The 13286-nt window shown below is 28.6% G+C and carries 3 protein-coding genes; 1 reads left to right on the plus strand and 2 read right to left on the minus strand.

What is annotated here, in order from left to right; genetic code table 4:
* Positions 1-42 precede the first annotated feature (42 nt).
* A complete protein-coding gene (locus tag EXC44_RS03170; protein ID WP_129621804.1) occupies positions 43-11700 on the plus strand; it encodes a hypothetical protein in 11658 nt (3885 codons plus the stop codon).
* A 69-nt stretch (positions 11701-11769) separates the two neighbouring features.
* Here the strand turns inward: EXC44_RS03170 and EXC44_RS03175 are convergent, their stop codons facing one another.
* Both EXC44_RS03175 and EXC44_RS03180 read right to left on the minus strand, forming a co-directional pair.
* Complete coding sequence (locus EXC44_RS03175) at positions 11770-12642, minus strand: MAGa7180 family putative nuclease (RefSeq protein ID WP_129621805.1); 873 nt, start codon at positions 12640-12642, stop codon at positions 11770-11772.
* The gene (locus tag EXC44_RS03180; RefSeq protein WP_129621806.1) at positions 12623-13282 is read right to left on the minus strand and encodes a hypothetical protein; all 660 of its coding nucleotides are present in this window, start codon (positions 13280-13282) and stop codon (positions 12623-12625) included. The genes EXC44_RS03175 and EXC44_RS03180 overlap by 20 nt, the downstream gene beginning before the upstream one ends.
* Positions 13283-13286: the final 4 nt, after the last annotated feature.

The following is a 13286-nucleotide window of genomic DNA, read 5'->3' on the forward strand; positions in this document are numbered from 1 at the left end:
AATGCTGATCTAAATTCACTTAGAAAACAAGTTATTGATCAGGTGAAATTACAAAGAACTAAAGATAATTCTGCTCGATTACTTGAATTAATTAATGAACCATTAAAAACACAGCTTAAATCAAAAATGAATGATTTAACTTCGACTGAAGAAGTAAGAAAACTTCAAGATGAAGCTTTTAAAGTTTATGATAATTCCAAAAAGGAATTTGATAAAGCTGTTGCTAAATTAGCAGATAATTCAAAACTAAAAAACGATATTTTAAAAGATGTTATTGCTAAAGATAATGTTGATGCTTACACCCAAGCATTAAACACTATTAATGACATGCTTCGGCAAGAACGTGATGCAGTTTTAAAATATGCTAAAGCTAATTCAGACTTATTAAATAATCCTGAATTTAAAACAAAATGAATTGATAATTTTGATGCTACACTTCCATTAAATTCTTCAGAGCAAGAAATTTTATCTAAACTTCAAGAACTTAAAAAAGATGCTTTAAATTCAATCATTGATTCTAAATTAGCAAATCAACTTGCTAATGTTAAAGAAAATGATGCAATTAAAGCTTTAAGTGAGGAAATTAAAGGTTTAAGCAAAAATGATGATTTACCATACGAAGAAAAATTAGCTCAATCACAAGCTAAATTAAAAGAACTTCAAAATGAAGTTAATAAAGCAAAATTTGCTAATTTATCTGATGGTGCATTGACAATTCCTGATTACAAAGAAAAAGCCCAACTTTTAGCTGACTTAGAAAAATCTGATACAGAAAAATTCTTAGCTATTGCGCAATTTAATAATTTAAACCGTAATTTAGAAGACAACGAAAACTTAGTTGAAGCTTTAGGAAAAATACAAGGCCTTGAATCAATTGTTAATGATTACAAAGCTCAAAGAGACAAAAAATCACCAAGTGAAACCAGGGATATTCTTCTTGGCGCTTTAAATACACTTAAAACAAATTCTTCAATTCCAAGTGACAAGAAAAAAGAAGCAATTGATGCAATTGTTAAAGATTTAGGCTTCAAATTATCAAATGAGCAAAAATTACAATTGACTACTGAGCCAATTAATGATGCTACAATAGATAATTTAATTGACGAATTACAAAATAAAACACCACTTCGTAATCAAATTGCAAGTGTTTTAAGACTAGCTCAAGAAAATGCTTCAACAATTATTCCTGATTATGAAAATATTAAAGCTAAATTATTAGATCCAAATGCAACTAAAGCTGAATTAGAAACAATTTATGCTCAATTAACTCCAGCTTTAAATCAAGCTTTTGAAGAAAATTCTGCTTTAAAAACAGAATTAAGTGAATTATTAGGGGGAGCTAATGATTTAATCAATGATTTAAATACTCCTGCCAAAATAAACTTTGATTTAATTAGTGATTATTTAAATCCTTCATTAGTTGATAATATTACTAATACTAAAAATAATATTGCTAAAGCTAAAGAAACATTAGAAAAAAATAGAGCTGATTTATCTGCTTTAATAGCAGCTTTACCTGAAACTCATAAAGACAAAAACCTAGATATTAATTCATTAAATCCAGGAGAAATTCAAAATAAATTAAGTGAATTAAACCAAGAATTAACTAATGCTAAAAATGATTTATTAAAGAAAATTTATGACTTAGATCATGATAATCCTAATAAAAAAGGATTAGCATTATTAGTTGATGGAGTTAAAAATCTTAATGAAATAGCTGCTATTAGTTCAAATATTGAGCAATCTTCACAATTGCAAGATGTTAAAAAAGAAGCAGCTAACGAACTAGAAAAATTAAATGATCAAGTTTTAGTTAATGAGTATCTTAAAAAACTCTCAACAACTCAAGAAAAGGCAGCAGTTGATGCTTTATTAGCTGAAGTTAAAAATAAAGTAGCTCAAGAATCAAGTTACGTAGCTGATATTAAAGCTTCAATTACTGAAAAAATTAGCAGAATTCAAGATCCAGCCATTCTCAAATTATATGAAAGTGAATTAACTAATCCTCATTCAATTAGTTCAATTGATAATTTATTAAACAATGTAAATAATTATTTAGCATTGCAAGAATCTAACTTGCAAGATGCTCGTCGCCAAGGATTAAACACCTTAGCTAAATTAAAAATTGATAACCCACTACGTGAAGAATTAGAAAATGCATTAAACAATGCTTCAACTTTTGTTGATTTAGAAAAATTTACACAACAAGGTCAAGATGTTTTAGATAATTTAAATAATAATTTATCTGATGCTATTAGTAAACTTGCTCCTGAGCAACAAGCTGAGTATAAGGCACAGCAAGCAGCAATTGAAACTGAAGCAGAGCTTGAACAAAAATTAGCAGAAGTTAATAATATTATTCAAGCTACTAAAGATAAACTTATTAATAATATTAATAACATTTTAAATACCCCAGAAGTAGAAAACTACAAACATCAATTATTAGCTCAAGTTAATAATGCTTCTAATGTAAGTGAATTTAACTCAATTGAAAATGAATTATTTAATACTTTAGCTCAAGCTAAAAATGATGCAAAATCATTTGCTGCTAAATTTAATGACCCAGCTGAAAAAGAAAGAGCTATTAATGCTGCTGGAACTTTAGCGGATTTAAAAACTTTAGATCAGGCTAATAAAGCTGAATTAGATAATATATATAAACAAGCTCAAAGAGCTTTAAGCATTGTTAATGGTTCGCCATTACAAGAATCATATGAAAATAAACTAGCCACTTTATCTAATACTTCATCTCAAGCTGAACTTGATAATTTTATTAATGAAGTTAACCAAGAATTAGCTAGTGTTAAAGCATCTTTGGAAGCAAGAATTAATGCATTAGAAAATGAAACTCAAAAAGCCGCTTTAAGAGAACGTTTAGTTAATGCTACTTCATTAACTCAAGTAGCTTCATTAGCTCCACAAGTTACTTTACAAGAGGCTAAAGAAGTTGAAATTGCTAAAATTAGAGCAAATGCAACATATCCAGATCAAGTTGAAGATTTTATTACTAAAATAAATGGCGCTAGCTCTCTTGAAGATCTTCAAGTAGTTAAGCAAGAAGTTGCAGCTAAAGAAACTTATAATAAAGAATTAGAAGCTCAAAAATCACCAGTTAACGATTTACTTAAAAATATTAATGTTAATACTGAATTAAAAGCACAATTGCAAGCTGAACTTGATAATATTAGAGATAAAAATGATGTTGCACCGCTGCAAACTAGAATTGATCAATATATTAATAATAAACGTAATGATGCTCAAAATGCAATTAATAAACTTGAAGGTGATAAAGACTTAAAAGCCTCAATGCAACAAGCTTTAGGAGATCAAAAGCAAGAAAGCAAACTTGATGAAATTATTGCACAAGCTAGCGCAGCTTTTGACTCAGTTAAAGATAATGTTAATAGCGAAATAGCTAAAATTAAAGATTCAGCTAAAAGAGCTGAATTTGAAACAGCATTAGCTAACAAAGCTACAATTAAAGATTTAAATGAACTTAAAGAACAAGTTAAATTAGAACAAGACAAAGAAAGTTTAACTAACTTACTTGAAAATGTACTTGACCAAAGTGCAAAAGAAGCTTTAAGACAGGAAATAGCTGCTTTAACGCAAAGAGGTGAAAGTGTAACAAACCTTCAAAGCAAAATTAATGAACAAATTAAAAAAGATAAAGGTGAATTAGAAGCAGCTAGAATAGAAGCGCAACAAGTTTTAGATAGAATTAGCCCTGATAATCCAAAACGTGCTGAATATGAGCAAAAACTTCAATCTAATCAAAAGAGTGAAGTTGAAGCTTTAAAATCAGAATTAGAAAAAGTTTTAAATGACAAAAATTCTGAATTAGTAGAAAAACTTAAAAAGTTAGAACAACCTACTGGTGTTGTAACAAACTCTAATGCTTTAAGTAGAAATTACAACCAAATTAAAACTAATTTAGAACAAAATAAAGCAACGCTTACTGAAGCTGAATATGCTCAATTAGAACAAGATATTCAAAATGCCTTTAATGAAACTAAAGCTCAAATTACTGAGCAGCTAGCTAAGGTTTGAGACGGTGTAGATGTTGCAGCTCAAAAAACTGCTGTTGAATCACAAAACTTTGAATCTGGATCAGCTAATGAATTAATTAACCAATATTCAACTGCTCTGCAAACCTTAAGAAATGATTTAGTATCTAAATTAGATGGCTTTAAACAAGATGGAGATAAGAAAAAAGCAGATTACCAAGCTCAAATTGATACTTTAGTATCTGCAACAACCCCTGTAACTAATTGATCAAATAATCTAGTTGATCAATTAGTTGAATTAAAAGCTCGTTTAGAAGCTGATCTTGAAAGTGATAAAAATTCATTTGAAGCTGAAAAGCTTAGATTATTTGCTAAAAAAGACACCTTAAACCCTGAAGAAGCAAAAGATTTAGAAACTAAAATTAATGCTGTAGCTAAATTTGAAGATTTTGCTGCTTTAGATACTGAAATTGATACTAAACTTGCAAAACATAAAACAGATGCTCAGGCACAGATTCAAAGTCTTTTAGAAGCTCATCCAGAAAAAGATCAACTAATTTCCTTAGTTGATAGCAAAGGATCATATGCTGATGTGCAAAATGTTTTAAATGATGCAAAAACTAAATTTAATACTAAACGTCAAGCTTTATTAGATTCATTAAATGATCCATTAATAACTGAAGCACAAAAACAAGAATTAACTGCTGCTTTAGCTGAAAATACCGCTACTTCATTTGCTAAGTTATTGGAAGTAGAAAACAAAATTTTAGTTGAAAAACAGAAAACAAATCTAAGAAATAAAATAGCCAATATTGAAAGCACTGAAAAGAAATCTGAATTTGAACAAGCTATTACAAATGCATCTGATTTAAATGACTTAAATCAGCTTGAAACTCAAATAGATGAATATAAAGCTCAAGAAGCAGATGAATTATCAGCTAAAAAACAACAAGCTAATGATTATGCTAATAAATTAAATGATGTTGCACAGTGAAAAGCTAAAATTCAAGCTGCAACTACTAAAGCAGGAGTTGATAAATTGCTTGAAGATATGCAAAAAATCATTAGCAATAAACAACAAGCAGCTAATAATGCTTTAAATAAACTTTCTGGTCATCCAGATTATGCTACTTTAGCAGCTAAATATAATCCAAATCTTAGTGAAGCTGAATTAGATGCTTTAATAAGTGAATATAGCCAAGCATTTAATGATCATAAAGCGAAAGTTCTTGCACAATATAACACATTAACACCACAAGATAATTTTGATAATTCTGGTTTTGATACCAAAATGAATGCAGAAAATGCAACAATTGCTGATTTAGACTTTGCTCTTAAATCAAAACAAGCTTCAAGTAATCAAAAGCGTTTACTTGAAGAAATTAATAAACTTCCTGAAAGTTTAAAAAATCAATATTCATCACAATTACAAAATACTTTTGCTACAACAGATGATCCAAATCAATTAGATAATAAAGTAGCTGCTTTAGCAAGATTAGATTCAGAAATTGCTAATGCAATTGCTGATTATACAAGCCAAAAAGAAGCTTTAAAACAAGAAATTGATGCATTGCTTGCTAGAGTTCAAGAAACAAATAAATCAAATGAATTTAATCAAACTAAAATAACTATTAACTATGATCAATTACCTGAATTAAATGCTTTAAATAATTTAAAACAAGATGCTCAAAACTACTTAGTTAACTTACAAGCTAATGCAAGAGCATTATTAGAAAATTCTATTGATAAAGATGGAACTTCTCAAGTTAAATACAATGAGTTATTAGATAAAGTAAGTGATACTTCTTCAGATACAGATTATAATTCAGTTATTACTGAGCTTAATAATTTGAAAACTGAATACAAGAAAAAATCAACAGATGCTTTAGCCAAAATTGAAAATGCTCCTGAATACCAAACTTTATTACAAAAAGCTAAAGATTCAGAACTTGAATCAATTCATAATGATGTAGTTACTCAAGCAACGAAACTTTATGAAGATAAAAAAGCTTTAGTAACTGCTGAATTAGAACAATTAGAACTAGATGATAAAGCAGCCTTACAAACTGAATTAAATGATGCAGATACTTGAACCAAACTAAATACTTTAGAAACTAAGATTAAACAACAAGCTAGAGAACAAGTTGAATTAGAAATTAATAAATTACCAGCTAATGAAAGAACTCAATTTGAGCAAGAGCTTGCATTAGCAACTAGCGTTGCTCAAATTAATGAGATTAAAAAACGTGTTAAAGAGCAAGTAGTTGATAATGAAGTTAAAACAGCAAGAGCTCAAGCTTTAGTTGAAATTAATAAACTTTGAGACGCAGATAAAGATAAGTTAACTCAAGAGATTTATAACACTAGAGATATAGACCAAATTAAACAAAAAGCCGAAGAAGCTGAACGTATTTTAACTGAAGAAAAAGCCAAAATTGATAAATTAATTCAAGCTTTACCAGAAGCCGCGAGAAGCGGATTTGAAAACCAAAGAGATAATGAAATTTATCCTGCTGGTGGTAATGCAATTAAGGCTTATACAACTACTTTGGAAACTGTTAAAACTAGAGTTGATGAATTTAAAAATACTTACTTGCCTACTGTAAGTCATATTCAATCAAGACAAAGCGAAGTAGAAAAAGAATTAACTTTTAATAATATTAAATCTGATACTAACTTACAATTACTTAAAGATAAATACACAGATTTAAATAATACTATCGAAACCTTCAAAACTACTGTTGAAAAATTACCTACAAATAATAGTGTAAGAACTACTCTTACTCCAAGTATTAATAATAATTCTGGCTCAGATTCTTTAAACAAATCATTCTACGAAACTAAAACCCAAGAAGCTTTAGCTGAGCAAGCCTTATTAGATGCTGAATTTGCAAAAATCACTGATTTTGCAAATAATTGAGTATATAATGCTGAGGCTAAAAGTACAGCTTTAAATGCAATTAATGATAAAACTGCTGAATCAGTAAATTCTGTTGACAAAATAAGAGCAATTTATGATACTTTAGTTCAAGCTAAAAATGCTCATGATGCTAAATTAACTGAACTTAGAAATAAATTACTTGACTTACCAAATGATCATGCTTTAGCTGCTCAAATTAATGCTTTAATTAACTCTAATTCAGATGACTTAAATTCTGTAGACAAAATTTCTGCTAAGATAGCTGAAATTGATGCTGAATTACAAAAACTTTATGCTAAGAATCAAGAACTTGAACAAGAAATTGCTAAAGCTCATAAACTTAACCCTAGGGTTTTAGAAATCAAGAACTTAGACTTTAAAAACCCTGCTAAAAATTCTGAAGCTGCAATTCAAAATTTAATTGATGAAGTAAAACAAATTCAAACTAACTTGCAAGCAAAAGGTGGCGAGCTTAAAACTTACGTAGAAGCTAACTTTGCTAACCCAAGTGAAACTTACACTGAATTTAGCCCTTACTTTAATGACTCAACTAACTTTAATGATTTAGATAATTCATCAACTGTTGAAAAACTTGATGAATTAATCCAAAGAGCTAAAGATAAAAGAGCAACTCTTGATAGTAAGATTAATGAAATTAAAGCTAAAGTTGCAAATATTTATGATGAAACTCAAAGACAACAATATTTAGATATCTTAAACAACAACAAACATGATAAAACCCAAAGCGTTCTTAAACTAGAAGAATTAGAACGTGAAATTGATCAAATTCTTGATCAATTTAATGTCAGAAAACAAGAAGTTTTAGACAAGTTTGCTAATGTGCCAAATAATAATGATGCTTTAAATGCTCTTAAAGCAAAATTACAAGATATTAATCAAACTAGAACTTTAGACCATATTCAAGCTATTGAAACTGAGCTTGAAACCTTTATTAGAGATTGAACTGCTAAAAAAGATCAATTAAGACTTGATTTAACTACTAAACTTGGAGCAGAAAATGATACTCGTAAAGGTTTAGAACCTAAACTTAATGATTTAAATGAAGAAAGCATTAATAGTATTGAAAAAATTGATGGCTTAATCAATCAAATTACTACTGAACGTAGTAATTTGGATAATCTTATTAATGAATTTAATGCAATTTTACCTAAGATACCAAGTGGTGGATATACTTTCCCATATGATAGTGAATCAGCTGTTTATGCTCGTAGTAAAGAAGACACCCAATGAAACTTAGCTAATATTGGAGATGATACTAAAGGTTTAACTGCCATTGTTAAATTTTATAAAGAGCATCGCGCAGCTTTAGAAGCTAAAGCTACAGAATTAGATAACTTGTTAAAAGATGCTACTTTAACAAGTTATACTAACGATACTTTACTAAAAGAAAATCGTGATTTAATTACTGATTTCAATTCGGCTCGTGTTACTAGTTCAGAATTAAATAGTGTTGATAAAATTCAAGCTAGAATTGCTAGTGTACAAGCTTACAAAACTAGAATTGAGCAAGCTACTACTAAACACCAAGAATATACTAATAAATTACATTCAAGTAATGAAATTTTAGTAGCTAATCCAATAGCTAATTTAAATGAACTAAATATTGCAAATACCTTAGAAACAAGAGTTAATAATTTAGAAACTGAATACAATAAATTATTAGCTATCTATAATGAAATTAACAATATTGCTAATACCCAAATGCACGAAGCTAATGAAGTAGCTACAACATGAAAAAATGCTTATGTTAATAATGTAACTACAGGTAACGAAGTAAATAAAGAAGCTTTATCAAATGAAACTAAGCTTTTAGCTGAAAAACAAAAGCTTGAAACAGAAATACAAGCTGTTGCTACTAAACGTAGTGAATTAAATACTTATGTTGAAAGTCATTATCCAATCATTGCTGATTTAACTAATGATACTTTAGTTGATGATGAAGTTAAGCAAATGGTGCAGTATCATTCAACTCATAAAACTGAGTATGATAAACTTGTTAGAGACACTAATGCTAACGTTAAATATTGATCAAGCGTGCAGTTAACTGCTGAAAAAACTGAAGCAGAACAAAAAATTACTGAATATGATAAAGTAATGAAACCTAAAGAATTTGGTAAAAGTGTTTCAGAATTTACTCATCCAGGTATAACAGAAACAGAAAATTTACCTAATTCAACAAGAAGAAGATATTATGCTACTTTAAATGGTCATAACCGTTATATCTCGCAATTATTACCAACTCCACCAAAACTTGGATACTTTGAATGAACCCAAACACCTGATCAAGAAAGTACATGGACCTTTAAACAAGATTCTCAAAATAGGGATGATAGTAGTCATAAATTTAATACCTTGACTGCACCTGTTAAGGAAGGTTTATGACATTACCGTATTAAAGATTCTAATGGAAATATTGTTGATGATAATCTTTCAATTGTGGGATATAGACTTAATGGCACCGAGCCAACAAGTATTCAATCAAATAATAACAACAATACTACTACAAATACAGGTAATGTGTATAACCAAGTAGGGTTAAAGGTAGTTGAACAATATTCAACTACTTATGGTAGAGAAAACTTCCACAAATTACTTGATAATGATCACTTAGAAGCTTCACGTTGGGATTCTTGAGGTGCTTGAGGTCAAGATGATCATAGTCCTTATAACTTTATTACTTTTGCTGAAAAAACAGCTGAAAGCGAAAAAACATATGGTCAAATTGAACTAAGGTTAAGAGTTAGAAACTTCTCTAACATGGGAGGTAATATAGAAACATTCCCTGCTGCTATTATTATTCAATATTCTAAAGATGGTAAGCAGTGAAGAGATGTTGACGATCAAAGTCATAAACACCCTTGAGATTGATTCAATTACACTACTAATGAATGAAATAATGGTATTGTTTCTCTTTCTAAACAAAGACAAAATTCTGGTATTAGTAGGGATCATGCTAATGGAAGTGTTGTTAAAGTTAATATAAAATTCCGGCCAGTTGATGCTAAATATATTAAATTAACTTGAATATCTTCTACTACTACTGATGGTAAAAAACGTATCATTGGTTTCACTGATGTTAAGTTATTCTCAGTAGATAAAAACCAACAATATATTAAAGATTGAATGGAATGAAGTTCAATTGATAAACATAAAGATAATATTTTAACTAAAGATTATAACTTTACTGTTAAATATAATGATCAAGAAATTTATAAAACCCAAATTATTGGTGAGCCTCTTTCAGCTGCTCACAAAGATTACTTGCTTAATTCATTATTAGTAACTAATAAATCAACTACTACACAAACAAGTAATGCAGAGCCAAGTAGTTCTAGTCCACTTCAAGAATATAATTCTTGAAATGAATCTAGCGCTACAACAAATCTAAATCCAGATAGAACCACTTATACAGCCTTAGGAACTAATAATGCTATTGCTTCGTTCTATAAGACTTATAAGGTAGATTCTAGTGCATTTAACAATATTACTGATGTTAATGAAATTTTAAGGAAAATTAAATTAACCTTTAATCAAGTTCCTGTTTCTAGCACTACTACTAGCTCAGCAACTCAAAGTCAAACTACTTCAAATACTAATACCCAGCCAGCTAACTTTAATGAACCTTATATTTATTATGATATTCATACTTTAGCTTTAAAACGTTCTGCTACTGGCGCTGCTATTACCCATGCTTCATTTGTAATTAATATTTATGACCCAGCTACTAAAGACATTGTTGCAAAACACTTCCTTAATTTAGTTTCTGATGAAACATATACTAAATCAGATCAAACAGTTCATACTACTTTTAATGATAAAACTACCGACACTGCTGCGACTAAACATGTTAAAGCAAATGATGTTATTAGCGATAGCAAATATTCAAATGCTAACACTAATAACCAAAACGCAGAACTAGGAGCATATAATTTATTTGCTAATAGTATTTATGATAAAAACGGTGCTTTAAGAAGATTTAATGATGAAATTAGCTCATTAGAAACAAGTTTAACTGAACCTAAATTTGCTATTTTAAAAGAAAGATTTACAAGGTTTAAAACTTGGTGGGATCAAGTGCCACAAGATACCAAAGCTAAATTCTTTGAAATTACTAAAACAAATGATTCAACCCCTAAACTTACTACAACTCATATGAACCTTAATGTAGCTAATGTTACAGATAAAGGTTCATATACTGAAGTAAATTTAAATACTTTAATTAATGAATTTTTTGTAATTAAAAATCAATATGTTACTGAAAAATTAATGGAAGTAAATACTCAAGAAACATTAAATAATAAAATTACAGAAGTAAAACAAAAGTTCAAAGAATATAAAACACAAGTAGAAAACTTTGAAACAACTTTAAAAACTAAGATTAACGAAATAGATTCTAATGCTGCAGATGGTTCAAATAAAAAAGCTAAATACTACCAAGAAGTTATTAAACTTGCTAAAGAAAAATATGGATTTGATATTACCCATGATCCAGTTTCTGGATTAACTGTTAATAGTTTTATGTATAATAGTATTTATCAAGAAATTATGAACTCACAGATAAAATCTGTTGAGTTATTAGATGAGTTTGTTAAATTGCTATCAAAAGAAAAATTTGATAAATTAATTGAAACTCTTGCTAATACAGCCAAAGGAACAATTGACGGTACACTTAAAAAAAATAATGAACCGCCAATTGCAACTAATGCTCAAAGTGCTCAAACTACTACAAATCAATCTTCAACTAACCCATAATAACAAAAAACTAGGTATAAAACCTAGTTTTTTTCATATTTTAAAATCCTTCAAGGTATTTAAAGAATTTTAAGGTTTAACATCTATATCAGCTTTTTTCAAACTTTTTCATTTATCTAAAAGTTTAATTCATTCCTCAGGACTAGAACAAGCCAAATATTCTAAATCATCGCTATGAATTGAGCTGTTAAATTTCGGTGAGGTTTTTTGATTCGTGTATTTTTGGTATCAATTTTTTACATAACTAATATCATCCAAAACTTCGTTTTGGTTAACATGAAATGGATATACTTTTATTTTTCGTTGGTTTAAATCAACATCTTGTGGATTTAAATAATCATTAATATGCTTAGTTAAATCTTCTTTTAAAAAAGCTGCAACAATAGCATATTTAGTAATTTGTTGATTTAATTTTTTACTCATTAAATAAGCATATAATTGTGCTTGTTTACGGTATGAAGGGTCAATACCATTATTAGCTCATAAATCATATTTCTTTTCGCCTGCTGTTTTGATTTCCAAAATTGTTTGCAATTTTGGAATATAACCATCAGGAACCCCACTAATAACTTGATCAATTCCTTCAAAATAATCATAATTTACTTCGCTAGCCACAAAGTTTTGAATCTCTAAATCTTTATATTGGTTACGTAATACCTCAAAGATCTTAGGTTCTAAAATAACCCCAGCATTAATATATTTTTTACTTAAAACTGGCATTTTAATTCTGGTGATGTGGCAATAGGCTTTAAAATCGCTTTTAAAGATATCACCTTTAATTAAAATGTCGCCTACCGAGCTACCGCCTATTTTCTTAAAACCTTTTCATTTATCAAAGGTTTTCAACTCATTATAAAATTCATCCTTAAGACAAATGACTGAGTTTTCTCAGTCAATTGTATAATGAAGGTTATTATAATATTTACGATTTACTTTTTCCATTGTTTTTAATAAAGTTTTCTACAATACTTTTAGCTATAACATCTACAGCCATAAAATTAGCTGATCAGTTGCGGTCAATTAAAGTGTCTTGAGGCACAATATGGTCAAAAGCAAATGTTAGTTTGTCAAAACTAATTTCTGTTGAATTATCATCAACTCCAGGTACAAATTTTTCAGCATCCATGAATTTTTCAATTCTAATTGAAACAACTTTAATAATTGTATTATCGTCAGAATTTTCATTTAATAATTTTACGTTTTTAATAAAATAATCTAATTCATTAGGGAAACGCAAATCATCAATTAAATATAAACTATTTTTATTTTGGCTTTTGAGTGTATTGATGGTGTCTTTGATTTTTTCAAAGACTTTTCCACATCAAATATTATTATCAATGTTTCTACCTACTTCGCCCATAGCAATTCATAAAGGTCTTACGACCTCTTTATTTTGTCCATCTCATCTTAATTCTGTTAGTATGGGTTGTGTGATATCTTTTATAGGTTGTGCAAATGATAAAATATAAATATGCTCACCATAACTTTTCATGCATAAATCTTTAATGGCATTAGTTAATAATCCTTTGCCACTACGTCTTTTTCCATTAATTAAAACAATAATATGGGCATTTTTTTTCATATTA

This window comes from Mycoplasmopsis bovirhinis (assembly GCF_900660515.1).
In the GTDB taxonomy this organism is placed as follows: Bacteria; Bacillota_I; Bacilli_A; order Mycoplasmatales; family Metamycoplasmataceae; genus Mycoplasmopsis; species Mycoplasmopsis bovirhinis.